Below are 17537 nucleotides of genomic sequence, written 5' to 3' on the forward strand. Positions count from 1 at the left end.
CGAACCGGGCCCGGCCCGGCCCGGCGGGTCGTCGGGCGAGGTCGGGACATACCACCGCATCATGTGACAGAAAGTCAGGACGTGGCACACGGAGGAGCGGCGGGATGCGGCGGACGGTCGGTCGGCTGGGGGTGACCCGCCGGTCCGTCGCCGCACTGGCCGCCCGCGCCCCGGGCGCACTCCGGCGCTGGGCCCGCGCCACCCCCGGCGCGCTCTGGCGCTGGATCCGCGCCGCCCCCGGGACGTACGTCTGGCTGCTGCTGCTCGCCATCACCAGCCTCATCGTCACGCAGATCAAACCGGCCTCGCTGGACTGGTTCCTGGCCAAGCGCAGCACCAACCTCGAACAGCTCCGCAGCCGCCCCGTACACGCCCTGGTGGCCAGCGCGATCTGGACGGAACGGGCGAACTTCCCGTTCTACTTCGTGGTCTTCCACCTCTTCAACGTGCCGGCCGAGCGCTGGCTGGGCACCCGGCGCTGGCTCACCGTCGCGCTCACCGCCCATGTGCTGGCCACCCTGATCAGCGAGGGCGTGGTCGCCTGGGGCGTCGAGACCGGACGTCTGTCGCCGGGCCTGGCGGACACCGTGGACGTCGGGGTCTCCTACGCCCTGGCCGGGGTGCAGGGCGTCCTCACCTACCGCTTCGCCGGCCGCTGGCGACTGCTGTACGGCGGCGCCGTGCTCACCTTCTACCTGGTGCCGCTGGTCGTCTCGCACACCTTCACGGACCTCGGGCACTTCTGCGCCGTCCTGATCGGCCTCGGCTTCCACCGGATGACCCGCGGCCGCCCCACCTGGGACCCGGCCCGCACCTGGCGCAGCTGGCGCCGCCGCCTTCGTCCGCGCCCGCCCGCCACCCCGCCCACCCGCGCGGACGCCCGCGCGGACACCACCGGCCCGGCCGCCGCCGCGGGCCCGGCCGACGCCGTCTGAGCGGCCGACGCCGTCTGAGCGGCCGAGATCCGGCCGGATCCCCCACGACCGGACATTCCGTCAGCAGGGGTGAATGCAAGGGCCGAGAAGGTCTTGAAATCGCGACCGGCTACGAAAAGATGGCCGGATGGCTGATGAACTGATCACCTCTCCCGAAGACGGCCCCACCCCGCGCCGTATCGCCGATGCCTATGTGCACGCCCTCGCCGAGCTCGACCCGCTGACCGCGATCTACCTCGGACTGAATCCTGAGGACGACCGGCTGCCCGACCTCTCCCCGGCCGGCAACGAGGCCCTGGCCGACCTTGCCCGCCGCACCCTCGCCCAGCTCGACGACGCCCAGGCCGCCGGCGGCCTCGACGAGGCCGAGCAGCGCTGCGCCCGACTGCTCCGCGAGCGGCTGACCGCCGAGCTCGCCGTGCACGAGGCCGGCGAGCACCTGCGCTCGCTGCGCAACCTGGGCTCGCCGGTGCACAACGTGCGCGAGGCCTTCACCCTGATGCCCACCGACACCGAGCAGGACTGGCAGCTCATCGGCCGCCGGCTGGCCAAGGTGCCGCAGGCCGTCGAGCAGTACCGCGCCACCCTCGCCGAGGGGGTCGAGCGCGGTCTGCTGTCCGGCCCACGCCAGATCACCACGGTGATCGGCCAGCTCGAGGAGTGGGTGGCCGGGGACGTCCCGGGCGGCTGGTTCGGCACCTTCGTGCAGGACGCGCCCGCGCCGGTCGCCGCCGGGCTCTCCACCGCCGCTGTCGAGGCCACGGCCGCGCTCGCCGACTTCCGGGACTGGCTGAGCGAGGTGTACGCGCCGGCCGCCGCCGGCACCACCGACCCGGTCGGCCGTGAGCGCTACGCCCACTGGGTCCGCTACTGGACCGGCGCCGACCTGGACCTGGACGAGGCCTACCGCTGGGCCTGGGGCCAGTTCCACGACCTGGAAGCCCAGATGAGGGTGGAGGCCGACAAGGTCCGCCCCGGGGCCACCCCGATGGAAGCCATGAAGTGGCTGGAGACCGACGGGCCGGCGATCAAGGGCCCCGAGGCGGCCCGCGAGTACCTCCAGGGCCTGATGGACCAGGCGATCAACGACCTCCAGGGCACCCACTTCGACCTGGCCGAGCCGCTGCTGAAGGTCGAGTCCAGGCTCGCCCCGGCCGGCAGCGCCGCCGCGCCGTACTACACCGGCCCCTCGCTGGACTTCTCCCGCCCCGGCCGGACCTGGCTGCCGACCCTGGGCCGGGAGTCCTTCCCGGTCTGGGACCTGGTCTCCACCTGGTACCACGAGGGCGTCCCCGGCCACCACCTGCAGCTGGCGCAGTGGACGTACGTCGCCGACCGGCTCTCCACCTACCAGGTCACCCTGGGCGGCGTCAGCGCCAACCTGGAGGGCTGGGCGCTGTACGCCGAGCGCCTGATGGACGAGCTGGGCTACCTGACCGACCCCGGCCACCGGCTCGGCTACCTCAACGCCCAGATGATGCGGGCGCTGCGGGTCATCGTCGACATCGGCATGCACGTCGGCCTGGACTTCCCCGCCGACTCCCCGTTCAAGCCCGGCGAGCCGGTCCTCCCCGACGACGCCCGGGAGTTCTTCGGCCGGTACTGCGGGCTGTCCACCGACTTCCTGGACAGCGAGCTGATCCGCTACCTCGGCCTGCCCGGCCAGGCGATCGGCTACAAGCTCGGCGAGCGGGCCTGGCTCCAGGGCCGCGCCGCCGCGCGGGCCGCCGCCGAGGCCCGCGGCGAGGAGTTCGACCTCAAGGCCTGGCACATGGCCGCGCTCTCCCAGGGCTCGCTCGGCCTGGACGATCTGGTCGCCGAGCTCGGCGCACTCTGACCCGGTCCGGCGGGCCGGTCCGGCGGGGTCCTACCCCGGGGGACCGGCCCGCTGTGGGACTTTAGTCCCAAAATCCGACATTCTCTGACATAAACGCGGATATCGCCTTGCCCATCGTCCATCCGAGAGCTTCTCTGGTAAGGAGCGCTGCGCGCGCCCGAGCCCAGTTCCCTCCGGAAGGCGGCCTACGGTGTCCTCTCAGCCCACCCCAGACGTCCAAGCGGCCGATCCACGCCGCTGGTGGGCGCTGGCCGTGATCGCGATCGCCCAGCTGATGATCGTGCTCGATGCGACCATCGTGAACATCGCGCTGCCATCGGCGCAGAAGGACCTGGGCATATCCGACGGCAACCGGCAATGGGTGATCACGGCGTACACCCTCGCCTTCGGTGGCCTGCTGCTGCTCGGCGGCCGGATCGGCGACCTCTACGGCCGCAAACGGACCTTCACCATCGGTCTGCTCGGCTTCGCCGCCGCCTCCGCACTGGGCGGCTTCGCGGTCGACCCGACCATGCTCTTCGCGGCCCGCGCCCTGCAGGGCGCCTTCGGCGCGCTGCTCGCGCCCTCCGCGCTGGGCCTGCTGTCCACCACCTTCACCAACCCCCGCGAGCGGGCGACCGCCTTCGGCATCTTCGGCGCGATCGCCGGTGCCGGCGCGGGCATCGGCCTGATCGCGGGTGGCCTGCTCACCGAGTACCTGGACTGGCGCTGGTGCCTGTTCGTCAACGTCCCGGTCTCGATCGCGGCGGCGCTCGGCGCGTACTCGCTGCTCAGGCGCGACCACATCGACAAGAGCCACCGGGTCAGGCTGGACCTGCCGGGTGCCTTCCTCGGCTGCGGCGGCCTGCTGGCCATCGTCTTCGGCACCTCGGAGGCGGAGTCCCGCGGTTGGGGCGACTGGCTGGTGCTGACCTGCCTGCTGGGCGGTGTCGCCCTGCTGGCGATCTTCGCGCTGGTGGAGCGGCGCACCCCGCACGCCCTGCTGCCGACGCACATCGTCGGCGACCGCAACCGCGGCGGCGCCGCGCTGTCGGTGGGCCTCGCGGTGGTCGGGATGTTCGGCCTGTTCCTCTTCCTGACCTACTACCTGCAGGTGGTGAAGGGATACTCGCCGGTGATGGCGGGCGTCGCCTTCCTGCCGATGGTCGGCGCGATCATCCTCAGCTCGACCGGCATCGCGGCCCGGCTGATGACCAGGATCCCCTCCCGCGCCCTGATCGTCCCGGGGCTGCTGCTGGCCGCCGCCGGCATGGCCCTGCTGACCCAGATGAAGGTCGACAGCTCGTACGCGGGCCTGGTGCTGCCCGCCGAGATCCTGCTCGGCCTCGGCATGGGCCTGGTGTTCATGCCGTCGATGAGCCTGGCCACCCTCGGGGTCGCACCCGACGAGGTCGGCGCGGCCTCCGCCACCATCAACTCCTCGCAGCAGGTCGGCGGATCGATCGGCATCGCCCTGCTGAACACCATCGCGGCCAGCGTCACCACCACCTACCTGGCCACCCGCAACGCCGCCGACCCACTGGTCCAGGCCCAAGGTGCGGTGCACGGCTACGCGGTGGCCACCGGCGTCGCGATGGGCATCCTGATCGGAGCGGCCGTGATCGCCTTCCTGCTGATCAACCACCGGCCGGCGCCCGGCGAAGCCACCAAGAAGGGCGCCGAGTCCGAGGCCCAGGTACTGGCCTGAGGCGGACGCCTCTTGACCACCGGCGACCCGCCGTCCCCGCCCGGCCCGAGCGCCGGGCGGGGCACTACGCTGGCCCCGGCGGGCGAGGGGTGGACGAACGACCGGCCGGCCGATTCTCACGAGTCTCCCAGGGGCGGATCATCCCCTTCCCACCTCGGCAGCCCATAACGTGAATGTACGCGCCGAACACGGTGCGACAGGGTCCCTGATCCCGGGCGGGAATGGAGCAGCTGATGGACCGTCGAGGTGAGAAGCGGCGCCGGGTGCGCCGCCCGGTGGCGGTGACCTCCCTGCTGGCCCTGGGCCTGGCGGGCGCGATCGCGGGCGTCAACACGCTCGCCCCGCAGATCGCCGCCGCCCGCCGCCCGGCGGACGCGTCCGCCGTCAGCGCCGGGGCCACCGGCCCTGCCGATGCCTCCGATTCCCCCTCGGCCTCCGCTGCCACGTCCGCTGCCGCCCCCGCTGCCACCGCCGCCTCGCCGGAGGTCTCCGCGGACCCGTCCGGCGGCGACGGCGGCCCGGCCGCCCGCTCGGTCACCGTCCCGACCGCCGGTTCCGGCCACCAGGGCGAGAAGGCCACCCTGTACCGCGGCGACGGGAGCACCGACACGGCACCCGCCGGCACGGAGACCGACCGAGTCGGCGCGCTGTTCGGCGGAGCCGTCAAGGCCGGCAACCACGACTGCACGGCCAGTGTCATCCACAGCGACACCAAGGACCTGGTGCTCACCGCCGCCCACTGCGTCTCCGACACCGCCGGACTGCGGTTCGCCCCCGGCTACCGCGACGGCAAGGCGCCGTACGGCAGTTGGCAGGTCAGCGCGGTGTTCACCACGGACGGCTGGCGCGAGGACGGCGACGTGGACGAGGACTTCGCCATCCTGCGGATCGCCCCGCTCGGCGGCCGGAGCATCGAGGACGTGGTCGGCGGCAACCCCCTCGGTCTGGACGCCACCGGCACCGCCAAGGTCCGCCTCTACGGCTACCCCGACGGCTCCGAGGCCCCGATCCTGTGTACCAACGACACCACCCGCAAGAACAGCACCCAGCGCCGGATCGACTGCCCGTCCTTCCCCGGCGGCACCAGCGGCGGCCCGTGGATCGACACCAGCGACGGGCAGGTGATCGGCGTCATCGGCGGCTACCAGCAGGGCGGCGACACCGACGACACCTCCTACAGCGCCACCTTCGGCAAGACCGTCGGCGACCTCTACCGGAAGGCCCTCGCCGCCGCCGGCTAGCGCCCGGCCGGGCCCGCCAACCCGAACACCGCCGTCGCGTCGTCGTGCCGCTTGCCCAGGAAACCGCCCTCCGACATGGCCAGTTCGGCCTCCCGCACGGCGCGCACCACCTCGCCCGGGCCCTGCTTCTCCAGCGTCTCCATCAGCTGCTCCCAGCTCCAGCCGAACCGCTCGACCAGCCGGGTCACCCCGTCGCTGAGCAGCGCGAAGCTCCGTACCTCGGCGGTCCGGTAGCGCCGCGTCACCGCCCGGTCGGCCGCCTCGGGCCGGGTGCTCGCCACCCAGAACCCCGCGTCGGTGTTCCGCAGCCGGCTCACCGCCTCCCGCTCCATCGGCGGCAACCGCTCCAGCCGGTCGTCGACGATCGCCGTCACCGCGCCGTCCACCGTCTCCACCACCACCGGCGAATCGGCCAGCGTCAGGCAGTCCAGCCACCCGTCGTGCTCCCGCACCAGGGCCACCGTGCTCGACGGGCTGTCCGGATTGGCCAGATCGCACCGCGGATGCAGCGCGCAGGCCCGGGCGATCCCCTCCCGCAGCACCTCCCGCAGGTCCAGCCCCGGCTCCTCCACCAGCACCGAGGCGAGCGCCCCTCCGAGCCGCCCGACCAGCCACCCCACCCCGTGCTCGCACCCGGTCGGCAGCCCATTGGCCGTGGCCCCGTCCAGCACCACCACGAACCGCCCACCAACCAGCACGAAGTCCTCGTTGCCCGGACCGCCCGCAACCCCCACGCACACCGAACTGATCTGCACGGCACCCCTCCTGCGCTGCTGTACCCAGGCGCTCAGGCGTCGAACTCGTACTCCAGCACGTACGCCGCCGCGTCCAGCACCATCTCGTTGATCTCCACAGCCTGCCCGCCCGAGGTGAACGCAGTACGACACACCAGCACGACCGGCATCCCGGCGGCCAGCCCCAGCCGCAGAGCCTCGTCCGCCACGGGCATCCGGGAGCGGATCTCCTCCCGGAACCGAACGGGCCGCGCGCCCACCTCGGCCAGCCGCGCGTAGGTGCCACCCGGGAATCCCCCGCCGCCGAGCTGGCGGTGTGGACGCCGGTCCGGTTGCCGTTCACCGAGTTCCGGGTGGTGACCGTCCCGGGTCCGCCCGCGACGGTTCCGGTTGGCGAGATCGGGGCCGCACAGCGTGCCCGAGCTGCTGGTCTCCACCGACCCGGTGACCGTCAGGGACGTCGCGTGACCGGCACGGGCCGCAACAGGCCCCGGACATGACGAAGGCCCAGCTCGGCGGCGACCATCCGCTGAACTGGGCCATCGTTGCACTTCTTGCGAAGTGCCCCCGGCAGGATTCGAACCTGCGCACCCGCCTCCGGAGGGCGGTGCTCTATCCCCTGAGCTACGGGGGCCTGCTGTGTGTCGCGGTGTTCCTTGCGACGTGGAGAACATTACCAGGCCCGCGGCGTGCTCCGTGCACGGGTTTCCACGGAGCGTCCGGACGGTGGCTCCGGCCGGCTCTGGCCAAAGCCCGGACGGGGTGACAGGTGCGCGGCTACCCTCGGTGATGTGCCGGGAGCGTCGGGGCGGGTCCTCGTGGTGGACGACAGCGAGGTGATCCGCCAGCTGATCAGAGTCAACCTGGAGCTGGAGGGCTTCGAGGTGGTGACTGCTGCCGACGGTGCGGAGTGCCTCGAAGTGGTGCGCCGGGTCGCGCCCGACGTGGTGACCCTCGATGTGATGATGCCCCGGCTGGACGGTCTGCGGACCGCCGCCCGGCTGCGGGCCGCCCCCGAGACCCGGCGGCTGCCGATCGCGATCATCAGCGCCTGCACCCCGGCGGACCTGCGCCGCGGGGAGGCGGTCGGGGTGGACGGCTACCTCGCCAAGCCCTTCGACCCGGCCGAGCTGCTGGCCCTGGTCGACCGGCTGCGGCAGCTCGGTGCGGCCGGCCGGGCGGGCGGCTTCGCGTACGGATTCGGCGTCGGCGCGCCCACCCGGAGGGATTCCGCTGTGGGCGAACAGGGCGCCGTGGGGGAGAGTTACCCCTGATGGCCGACGTCTCAACCGGCAAACCGGGTGGCGGCCCCCTCCCCCCTCTCGCCTACCCTTGGGCTCGTGACACCCGCAGAGCTTTCCCAGGCAGTCCTGGCCGCCGTGAGCGCCGCCGTTGAGGCAGGCGACCTGGCCGTCGCCGTGCCCGAGCACGTGACGGTCGAGCGGCCCAAGAACAGGGACCACGGCGATTACGCGACGAACGTGGCCCTCCAGCTCGCGAAGCCGGCCGGTCAGCCGCCGCGAGCCGTGGCCGAGTTGGTCGCCGCCCGCCTGCGAGAGCTGCCCGGGGTCGCCAAGGTCGACATCGCCGGGCCGGGTTTCATGAACGTCACCTTGGACGCCGCGACCCAGGGCGAACTGGCGCGGACGATCGTCGAGGCCGGTGAGGCGTACGGCCGCAACGAGGCGCTCAAGGGCCTGAAGATCAACCTGGAGTTCGTCTCGGCCAACCCGACCGGCCCGATCCACATCGGCGGCGTCCGCTGGGCGGCCGTCGGCGACTCGCTGGCCCGGGTGCTCAAGGCGACCGGCGCCGAGGTCACCACCGAGTACTACCTGAACGACGCCGGCGTGCAGATCACCAAGTTCGCCGCCTCGCTGCAGGCGGTCGCCAACGGCCGGCCGGCCCCCGAGGGCGGCTACGTCGGCGAGTACATCGTCGACATCGCCAAGGCGATCACCGACGGCGTCCCCGGCATCCTCGACCTGCCCGAGGACGAGCAGCTGCAGGCCTTCCGGACCAAGGGCCTGGAGCTCATGGTCGGCGAGATCCAGCGCTCGATGGAGGAGTTCGGCACCCACTTCGACGTCTGGTTCTCCGAGAAGACGCTGCACGAGTCGGGCGCCGTCGAGAAGGCCATCGAGCGGCTGCGCGAGCAGGGCCACGTCTTCGACCGGGACGGCGCGATCTGGCTGCGCACCACCGACTTCGGCGACGACAAGGACCGCGTCCTGATCAAGGCCGACGGCGAGACCACCTACTTCGCCGCCGACGCCGCGTACTACCTGAGCAAGCGGGACCGGGGCAGCGAGGTCTCGGTCTACATGCTCGGCGCCGACCACCACGGCTACGTCAACCGCCTCAAGGCCATCGTCGCCTGCGCGGGCGACGACATGGACCGCAACATCGAGGTGAAGATCGGCCAGTTCGTGAAGATGGTCCGGGACGGCGAAGAAGTCCGGATGTCCAAGCGGGCCGGCAACATCATCACCATCGACGACGTGGTCGAGTGGATCGGCGTGGACGCGGCCCGGTACACCCTGGTGCGCTCGCCCACCGACTCCACCATCACGCTCGACATCAACGTGCTGACCAGCCAGACCAACGAGAACCCGGTCTTCTACGTCCAGTACGCGCACACCCGGATGTGCGGCGTCCAGCGCAAGGCCAACGACCTGGGCATCACCAAGGCCGCGGACTTCCAGCCGGAGCTGCTCGCCACCGAGTGGGAGTCCACGCTGCTCGGCCAGCTCGGCGAGTTCCCCCGGGTGCTGGCCGCCGCGGGTGAGCTGCGCGAGCCGCACCGGGTCGCCCGCTACCTGGAGGACGTGGCCCGGGACTACCACCGGTTCTACGACCACTGCCAGATCCTGCCCAAGGGCGACGAGGAGGTCACCGAGCTCACGCACGCCCGCCTCTGGCTGGCCGACGCGACGCGTACGGTGATCGCCAACGGTCTGACGCTGCTCGGCGTATCCGCCCCCGAGCGGATGTAGCGGCCGGCAACTCCCAGCGCCAAGGGGGGCGGTGACGGTCCATCAGGACGGTCACCGCCCCTTCGCACAGCACCCGGCCGCCCGGCCGGGTCATCACGGGCCACGCCGGCACAGCACCCGGCCGGCACCGGCACGGCCGGTCCAGCACCCGGCCGGCACCGGAACAGCGCAGCACCACCAGCACAGGAAGAGGCACCGGATGAGCCGCTCCGCCCACCCCGCAGGCCCCCGCCACGGCGATGTGCTGACCGAGGGCCACTACCAGGCCCCGCCGAGCGACCTCAACGCACTGGACCCCAAGGTCTGGTCGGCCACCGTCGCCCGTGACGAGCACGGCGTGGTCACCGTCGGCGGCCTCGACGTGCGCGCGCTCGCCGCCGAGTTCGGCACCCCGGCGTACCTGCTGGACGAGGCGGACTTCCGGGCCCGGGCCCGGGCCTGGCGGGACGCCTTCGGCCCTGGCGCCGACGTGTACTACGCGGGCAAGGCCTTCCTCTCCAAGGCCGTGGTGCGCTGGCTGCACGAGGAGGGGCTGAACCTCGACGTGTGCAGCTCCGGCGAGCTGGCGGTGGCGCTGGCGGCCGGGATGCCGGCCGAGCGGATCGCGCTGCACGGCAACAACAAGGCGCCGGCCGAGCTGGAGCAGGCGGTCAAGGCCGGGGTCGGCCACATCGTCGTCGACTCCTACCAGGAGATCGAGCGGCTGGCCGAGGTCGCGGCCGGCCAAGGGGTGCGCCAGCCGGTGCTGATCCGGGTGACGGTCGGGGTCGAGGCGCACACCCACGAGTTCATCGCCACGGCGCACGAGGACCAGAAGTTCGGCCTCTCGCTGACCGGCGGCGCCGCGCTGGAGGCGGTCCGCCGGGTGCTGGCCCACGGCAGCCTCGAACTGCGCGGCATCCACTCCCACATCGGCTCGCAGATCTTCGACACCGCCGGCTTCGAGGTGGCCGCCCGCCGGGTGGTCGGCCTGCTGGCCGAGATCCGCGACGAGCACGGGATCGAGCTGCCGGAGATCGACCTCGGTGGCGGCCTGGGCATCGCCTACACCAGTGAGGACGACCCGCGCGAGCCGGCCGAGATCGCCGCCTCGCTGGCCGCGATCGTCCACCGCGAGTGCGCGGCCGCCCGGCTGGAGGCCCCCCGGCTCTCGGTCGAACCGGGCCGGGCGATCGTCGGCCCGACCACCTGCACGCTCTACGAGGTGGGCACCGTGAAGCACCTGGAGGGCCTGCGCACCTACGTCAGCGTGGACGGCGGGATGTCGGACAACATCCGCACCGCGCTGTACGACGCCGAGTACTCGGTGGCCCTGGTCTCGCGGACCACTGCGGCCGGCCCGATGCTGTCCCGCGTGGTGGGCAAGCACTGCGAGTCGGGCGACATCCTGGTCCGGGACGCCTTCCTGCCCGAGGACCTGGCTCCCGGCGACCTGATCGCCGTACCGGCCACCGGTGCGTACTGCCGCTCGATGGCGAGCAACTACAACCACGCCCTCAAGCCTCCGGTGGTGGCCGTCCTGGACGGCCGGGCCCGGGTGATCGTCCGGCGCGAGACGGAAGAGGATCTTCTGCGGCTGGATATCGGATGACGAAATCCTTGTCTCAGATCATGGAACGACCGTAGATCTGTGCGGAAAGTCCCCGAGACTGGTAGAGACCGAATACCGATGGATGCCGACCGAGCGCCGTCGGAGACCGAGAATGCAGAGCGGAGTCGGATGATGCGTACGCGCCCGCTGAAGGTGGCGTTGCTGGGCTGTGGTGTGGTGGGCTCCGAGGTGGCGCGCATCATGACGACGACCGCCGACGACCTCGCCGCGCGGATCGGCGCGCCCGTGGAGCTCGTGGGCATCGCCGTCCGCCGCACCGGCCGGGCCCGCCCGGGGGTGCCCGAGCACCTGCTGACCACCGATGCCGAGGCCCTGGTCACCCGGGGCGACATCGACGTGGTGATCGAGGTGGTGGGCGGCATCGAGCCGTCCAAGCACCTCATCCTCTCGGCCATCGGCAAGGGCGCCTCGGTGGTCTCCGCCAACAAGGCGCTGCTCGCCCAGGACGGCGCCGAGCTGCACGAGGCGGCGGCCAAGGCCGGGGTGGACCTGTACTACGAGGCCGCCGTGGCCGGCGCCATCCCGCTGATCCGCCCGCTGCGCGAGTCGCTGGCCGGTGACAAGGTCAACCGGGTGCTGGGCATCGTCAACGGCACCACCAACTTCATCCTGGACAAGATGGACACCACCGGCGCCGGGTACTCCGAGGCGCTGGAGGAGGCCACCGCGCTGGGGTACGCCGAGGCCGACCCGACCGCCGACGTGGAGGGCTTCGACGCCGCCGCGAAGGCCGCGATCCTGGCCGGCATCGCCTTCCACACCAAGGTCACCGCCGCGGACGTCTACCGCGAGGGCCTGACCGAGGTCACCGCCGCCGACATCGCCTCCGCCAAGCAGATGGGCTGCGTGGTCAAGCTGCTCGCGATCTGCGAGCGGGCCACCGACGGCGGGTCGGTGACCGCCCGGGTGCACCCCGCGATGATCCCGCTCAGCCACCCGCTGGCCTCCGTCCGCGAGGCCTACAACGCGGTCTTCGTGGAGGCCGAGGCGGCCGGCCGGCTGATGTTCTACGGTCCGGGCGCCGGCGGTGCGCCGACCGCCTCCGCGGTGCTCGGCGACCTGGTCGCGGTCTGCCGCAACCGGCTGAACGGCGCCACCGGGCCGGGCGACTCGCTCTACACCCGGCTGCCGGCCAAGCCGATGGACGAGGTCGTCACCCGGTACCACGTCAGCCTGGACGTGGACGACCGCGCGGGCGTGCTCGCCCAGGTCGCCTCCACCTTCGCCGAGCACGGGGTGTCCATCGACACCGTGCGCCAGCAGGGCCGGGACGGCGACGCCTCGCTCGTGGTGGTCACCCACCGCGCCACCGACGCCGCGCTGTCGGCGACGGTCGACAAGCTGCGCGCGCTGGACAGCGTGCGCGACGTGGCCAGCATCATGCGGGTTGAAGGGGAGTAGGAACAGCCATGAACGCCGTCATCGACAGAGTCAGCGGTCACACCCACCAGTGGCGCGGTCTCATCGAGGAGTACCGCGACCGCCTTCCGGTGAGCGCCGCCACCCCCGTGGTCACCCTGCTGGAGGGCGGCACGCCGCTCGTCCCCGCCCAGGTGCTGTCCGAGCGCACCGGCTGCGAGGTCTACCTCAAGGTCGAGGGCGCCAACCCGACCGGGTCCTTCAAGGACCGCGGTATGACGATGGCGATCTCCAAGGCCAAGGAGGACGGCGCCCAGGCCGTCATCTGCGCCTCCACCGGCAACACCTCGGCCTCGGCCGCGGCGTACGCGGTGCGCGCCGGCATGGTCTCGGCCGTGCTGGTGCCGCAGGGCAAGATCGCACTCGGCAAGATGGGCCAGGCGCTGGTGCACGGCGCGAAGATCCTCCAGGTGGACGGAAACTTCGACGACTGCCTCACCCTCGCGCGTGAACTGTCCGAGAAGTACCCGGTCGCCCTGGTCAACTCGGTGAACCCGGTGCGGATCGAGGGCCAGAAGACCGCGGCCTTCGAGATCGTCGACATGCTCGGCGAGGCCCCCGACATCCACGTCCTGCCGGTCGGCAACGCGGGCAACATCACCGCGTACTGGAAGGGCTACCGCGAGTACGCCGCGGACGGTCTGGCCACCCGGACGCCGCGGATGTGGGGCTTCCAGGCGTCCGGCTCGGCCCCGATCGTGGACGGCGCCCCGGTGCTCAAGCCGCAGACCATCGCCACCGCGATCCGGATCGGCAACCCGGCCTCCTGGGACTTCGCGCTGGCCGCCCGGGACGAGTCCGGCGGCCTCATCGACAAGGTGACGGATCGTCAGATCCTGTCCGCCTACCGGCTGTTGGCCTCCCAGGAGGGCGTGTTCGTGGAGCCCGCCTCGGCCGCCTCGGTGGCCGGCCTGCTGGCCAAGGCGGAGGCCGGCCTGGTCGACCCGGGCCAGCGGATCGTCTGCACCGTCACCGGGAACGGCCTGAAGGACCCGGACTGGGCGGTGGCCGGCGCGCCGCAGCCGCAGATCGTGCCGATCGACGCCGAGGCGGCCGCGGTCCGGCTCGGGCTGCTCGACTGATCCGCGCCTGACAGTACGTCAATGGTGGGCCGCCCCGTTCGGGGGTCGGCCCACCATTGGTGTCCGAATGACACTTTCGGTGTCGGTTCGCTGCCGTTTTCCCTGCAGTTTTCCGTGCGGTTTCCGGCCACAACCGGCAACACGGCAGATCGAACGGGAGCGGGGTGTACCGCTCTGGAACCTCTCTTCGATAGTCTGGCCCCTGGCGGGCCGCGCCTTCGGCCTGCGGTTGCCCGCTCCGTCGGAGTCTGCCGGGCAGGTCCCGCCGCCGTACCACTGGCCCGTACGCAACCGGGCCGTCCCACTCCCCAGGAGACACCAACCACATGGCCGGTCCCGCGTTCCGCGCTGCCGCCGTCAGGGTCCGGGTTCCCGCGACCAGCGCCAACCTCGGCCCGGGCTTCGACGCCTTCGGACTCGCCCTGGGCCTCTACGACGACGTCGTCGTCCGGGTCGCCGACTCCGGACTCACCGTCGACATCGCCGGTGAGGGTGCGGAGAACCTGGCCCGGGACGAGCGCCACCTGGTGGTCCGCTCCCTGCGTGCCGCCTTCGACCGCCTCGGCGGCCAGCCGCGCGGCCTGGAGGTGGTCTGTGCCAACCGGATACCGCACGGCCGGGGCCTCGGTTCCTCGTCGGCAGCCATCTGCGCCGGCCTGGTGGCCGCCCGCGCCGTCACCATCGGCGGCCAGAACCTGCTGGACGACGACGCTCTGCTGGTCCTCGCCTCGGAGCTGGAGGGCCACCCCGACAACGTCGCCGCCTGCCTGCGCGGCAACTTCACCGTGGCCTGGACGGAGGAGGACGGCGCCCGGACCATCGTGCTGGAGCCCTCCACCCAGGTCGTGCCGATCGTCTTCGTGCCCTCCACCGAGGTGCTCACCGAGACCGCGCGGGGACTGCTGCCCAGGACCGTGCCGCTGGCCGACGCCGCCGTCAACGCGGGCCGGGCGGCGCTGCTGGTCGAGGCGCTCACCCGGCGCCCCGAGCTGCTGCTGACCGCCACCGAGGACCGCCTGCACCAGGACTACCGGGCCTCGGCGATGCCGGACAGCGCCGCCCTGGTGGCCACCCTGCGCAACGAGGGCTTCCCGGCCGTCATCTCGGGCGCCGGCCCGACCGTGCTGGCGCTGACCGACGAGGCGGGCGCCGACAAGGTGCTGCACTTCGCCGGCCCGGGCTTCGCCGCGCACCGGCTGGAGCTCGACCGCGCCGGAGCCCGCGTCCTGCCGCTGGAGATGTGACGGCGCGCGGGGCGCACGCCGGGCTGAGCAGCCAATACGTATCCGCCCGGATTCGCCGGACGGACACGATTGACAAGGACAGGGCTGGGGAATGTGTCAGGGGGTCGGTAGTGTTAACCTCAATGCTGCACCAGGTGCCCTCCGGGGCGCGGTGCGTTGCGTCCCGATCCCGACATCCCGCCTGCACGGCCCGACAGCCGTATCGGGTGAGCTGCGGAAGCGCGGGACCACGATTCTCCGGGAGCCCACCACAGCGCGTACGCAGCCTGCCTGCGCGTCTGCGGCGCATCCCGAAGCCGTGAAGGCACCTGACTCCCACCCGCAGCCTCCAGACTGAGGCCCGGACGGGCAGCGCCCTGGGTGCCGGAACGCGACGGGGGCCCGGGTATCGCAGGCAGCAAGGTCGGCAACAGAGCCCGGCCGTACGCGCCACTTCGCACCACAGTGCACCGCACTTCGCAGTTCTCCCGATCGGATCAGCCGTTCGGGGGAATCCCGCCTCGGACCAGCGCGAACAGACGTTGGTCAGGACAGCACAACCGGTCGCCGAGCCAGACAGGCCGACGTCCGCTCCAGGGAAGGACCCTTAGTGAGCGACACCACCGATCTGATGGGCGCGCGCCCGGACGCCGAGGCGTCGGACGCAGCCGCCGCCCCCGCGGCCCCGGCACGGCGCCGTCGTAGCGCTGCCGCGGGCCTGGACGGCCTGGTCCTGGCCGAGCTTCAGAAGCTCGCCTCGACTCTCGGAATCAGCGGTACCGGACGCATGCGCAAGAGCCAGCTGATCGAGGCCATCAAGGACAAGAGCGGCGGCGACCCGCTGCTCGCCGGCTCCGCCGCCGCACCCGCGCCGGCCGCCGCCAAGAAGGCCGCCAAGGCCGCCGCCCCGGTCGCCGACGAGGCCCCGGCCGAGGCTGCCGCGGTCGAGGAGAAGCCGGCCCGGCGCACCCGCGCCGCCGCCGCTCCGGCCGTCGAGGCCCAGCCGCAGATCGACATCCCGGTCCAGGCCGCCGCCGAGACCACCGCGCCCGCCCGCACCGAGCGCACCCGTCGCCGGGCCACCTCGGCCGCCGGTGCCCCCACCGCGGACGCCGTCGCCGCCGAGCAGGCCGGTGCCGTGGTCGCCGAGGCCAAGGCCGAGACCAGGACCGAGCAGCGCGGCTTCGAGGGCGAGGCCCGCACCGAGCGCCGCGACCGCCGCGACCGCCGGGACCGCCGTGAGGGCGGGGCCGAGCGTCCGGAGACCACCGAGGCCCAGGACGGCGACTCCCGCGAGTCCCGCCGGGACCGCCGCAACCGCCGCGAGCGCGACCGCAGCACCGAGCGGCCCGAGCGCAGCGAGCGCCAGGGCGGCCAGCAGGGCGGCGCGCAGGACGGCGGCCAGGCCCCGCGCCAGAGCCAGCCGGCCGGGCAGCAGCAGCAGGCCGGCGGTTACGACGACGACGAGTTCGGTGACGGCCGTCGTGGCCGTCGCGGCCGCTACCGCGACCGCCGTGGCCGTCGCCGTGAGGGCTTCGAGGGCACCGGTGCCCCGGAGCCGGTGGTCGGCGACGACGATGTCCTGATCCCGGTCGCGGGCATCCTCGACATCCTCGACAACTACGCCTTCGTCCGGACCTCCGGCTACCTGCCGGGCTCCAACGACGTCTACGTCTCGCTCGCCCAGGTGCGCAAGCACGGCCTGCGCAAGGGCGACGCCATCACCGGCGCGGTGCGCCAGCCCAAGGACGGCGAGCGCCGCGAGAAGTTCAACGCCCTGGTGCGCCTGGACTCCGTCAACGGCATGGACCCGGACAGCGGCCGCGGCCGCCCCGAGTTCGGCAAGCTGACCCCGCTGTACCCGCAGGAGCGCCTGCGCCTGGAGACCGACCCGGGCGTGCTGACCACCCGCATCATCGACCTCGTGTCGCCGATCGGCAAGGGCCAGCGCGGTCTGATCGTGGCCCCGCCGAAGACCGGCAAGACCATGATCATGCAGGCGATCGCCAACGCGATCACCCACAACAACCCCGAGTGCCACCTGATGGTCGTCCTGGTCGACGAGCGTCCGGAAGAGGTCACCGACATGCAGCGGTCGGTGAAGGGCGAGGTCATCTCCTCGACCTTCGACCGCCCGGCCGAGGACCACACCGTGGTCGCGGAGCTGGCCATCGAGCGCGCCAAGCGCCTGGTGGAGCTGGGCCACGACGTGGTGATCCTGCTCGACTCGATCACCCGCCTGGGCCGTGCCTACAACCTGGCGGCGCCGGCCTCCGGCCGCATCCTGTCCGGTGGTGTCGACTCGACCGCGCTCTACCCGCCGAAGAAGTTCTTCGGTGCCGCGCGCAACATCGAGAACGGCGGCTCGCTGACCATCCTCGCCACCGCGCTGGTGGAGACCGGCTCCCGGGCCGACGAGGTGGTCTTCGAGGAGTTCAAGGGCACCGGCAACATGGAGCTCAAGCTCGACCGCAAGCTCTCCGACAAGCGGATCTTCCCCGCGGTGGACGTCGACGCGTCCAGCACCCGCAAGGAGGAGATCCTGCTCGGCAACGACGAGCTCGCGATCACCTGGAAGCTCCGCCGGGTGCTGCACGCGCTCGACTCGCAGCAGGCCATCGAGCTGCTCCTGGACAAGATGAAGCAGACCAAGAGCAACGCCGAGTTCCTGATGCAGATCGCCAAGACCACCCCTGGTTCCGGCGACTGACCCGAGGAACGGCCGACCGGGCCCCGGACCGCACTGCGGTCCGGGGCCCTCGGCTTGTCCG

The 17537-nt window shown here is 72.4% G+C and carries 12 protein-coding genes, 1 tRNA gene and 1 pseudogene; 11 read left to right on the forward strand and 3 right to left on the reverse strand.

Features of this window, described 5'->3' with window-relative positions:
• The first annotated feature begins 104 nt into the window (after positions 1–104).
• From AB0K43_RS12045 to AB0K43_RS12060, 4 genes are all read left to right on the forward strand, one after another.
• A complete protein-coding gene (locus tag AB0K43_RS12045; RefSeq protein ID WP_363638561.1) occupies positions 105–935 on the forward strand; it encodes a rhomboid-like protein in 831 nt (276 codons plus the stop codon).
• Positions 936–1062: 127 nt separating this feature from the next.
• Complete coding sequence (locus AB0K43_RS12050; RefSeq protein WP_363638563.1) at positions 1063–2772, forward strand: DUF885 domain-containing protein; 1710 nt, start codon at positions 1063–1065, stop codon at positions 2770–2772.
• A gap of 190 nt (positions 2773–2962) precedes the next feature.
• The gene (locus AB0K43_RS12055; protein WP_363638565.1) at positions 2963–4459 is read left to right on the forward strand and encodes an MFS transporter; all 1497 of its coding nucleotides are present in this window, start codon (positions 2963–2965) and stop codon (positions 4457–4459) included.
• Positions 4460–4692: 233 nt separating this feature from the next.
• Positions 4693–5700, forward strand: a complete 1008-nt coding sequence (locus AB0K43_RS12060) for a serine protease (protein WP_363638567.1) — start codon at positions 4693–4695, stop codon at positions 5698–5700.
• On the opposite strand, the gene AB0K43_RS12065 is transcribed toward AB0K43_RS12060, so the two are convergent.
• From AB0K43_RS12065 to AB0K43_RS12075, 3 genes and pseudogenes are all read right to left on the reverse strand, one after another.
• Positions 5697–6455 carry a protein phosphatase 2C domain-containing protein gene (locus AB0K43_RS12065; protein WP_363638569.1) on the reverse strand — a complete coding sequence of 253 codons (759 nt, stop codon included), beginning with the start codon at positions 6453–6455 and terminating at the stop codon, positions 5697–5699. The two genes, AB0K43_RS12060 and AB0K43_RS12065, sit on opposite strands and share 4 nt — an antisense overlap.
• A gap of 32 nt (positions 6456–6487) precedes the next feature.
• Positions 6488–6724, reverse strand: a pseudogene (locus AB0K43_RS12070) (UTRA domain-containing protein); the annotation flags it as partial.
• A gap of 272 nt (positions 6725–6996) precedes the next feature.
• A tRNA-Arg gene (locus tag AB0K43_RS12075) sits at positions 6997–7068 on the reverse strand.
• Between the two features lie 157 nt (positions 7069–7225).
• Between AB0K43_RS12075 and AB0K43_RS12080 the strand changes: the two genes are divergently transcribed.
• The 7 genes from AB0K43_RS12080 to rho all read left to right on the forward strand — a co-directional run bounded on the left by AB0K43_RS12080 (position 7226) and on the right by rho (position 17476).
• Positions 7226–7708 carry a response regulator gene (locus tag AB0K43_RS12080; RefSeq protein WP_363638571.1) on the forward strand — a complete coding sequence of 161 codons (483 nt, stop codon included), beginning with the start codon at positions 7226–7228 and terminating at the stop codon, positions 7706–7708.
• Positions 7709–7774: 66 nt separating this feature from the next.
• Positions 7775–9430, forward strand: coding sequence for an arginine--tRNA ligase (gene argS, locus AB0K43_RS12085; protein WP_363638573.1), 1656 nt, complete (start codon positions 7775–7777; stop codon positions 9428–9430).
• Positions 9431–9629: 199 nt separating this feature from the next.
• The gene (gene lysA, locus AB0K43_RS12090; RefSeq protein ID WP_363638575.1) at positions 9630–11021 is read left to right on the forward strand and encodes a diaminopimelate decarboxylase; all 1392 of its coding nucleotides are present in this window, start codon (positions 9630–9632) and stop codon (positions 11019–11021) included.
• Between the two features lie 129 nt (positions 11022–11150).
• Entirely contained in the window at positions 11151–12443 is a 1293-nt protein-coding gene (locus AB0K43_RS12095) for a homoserine dehydrogenase (protein ID WP_363638577.1), read from the forward strand.
• Between the two features lie 8 nt (positions 12444–12451).
• Positions 12452–13543: a threonine synthase gene (thrC, locus tag AB0K43_RS12100; RefSeq protein WP_363638579.1), complete on the forward strand. Its 1092-nt coding sequence runs from the start codon at positions 12452–12454 to the stop codon at positions 13541–13543.
• Positions 13544–13869: 326 nt separating this feature from the next.
• Positions 13870–14787: a homoserine kinase gene (thrB, locus tag AB0K43_RS12105; protein WP_350637978.1), complete on the forward strand. Its 918-nt coding sequence runs from the start codon at positions 13870–13872 to the stop codon at positions 14785–14787.
• Between the two features lie 589 nt (positions 14788–15376).
• On the forward strand, positions 15377–17476 hold the full coding sequence (gene rho, locus AB0K43_RS12110) for a transcription termination factor Rho (protein ID WP_363638582.1): 2100 nt from the start codon (positions 15377–15379) through the stop codon (positions 17474–17476).
• Positions 17477–17537 lie beyond the last annotated feature (61 nt).

Source organism: Kitasatospora sp. NPDC049258 (assembly GCF_040678895.1).
In the GTDB taxonomy this organism is placed as follows: Bacteria; Actinomycetota; Actinomycetes; order Streptomycetales; family Streptomycetaceae; genus Kitasatospora.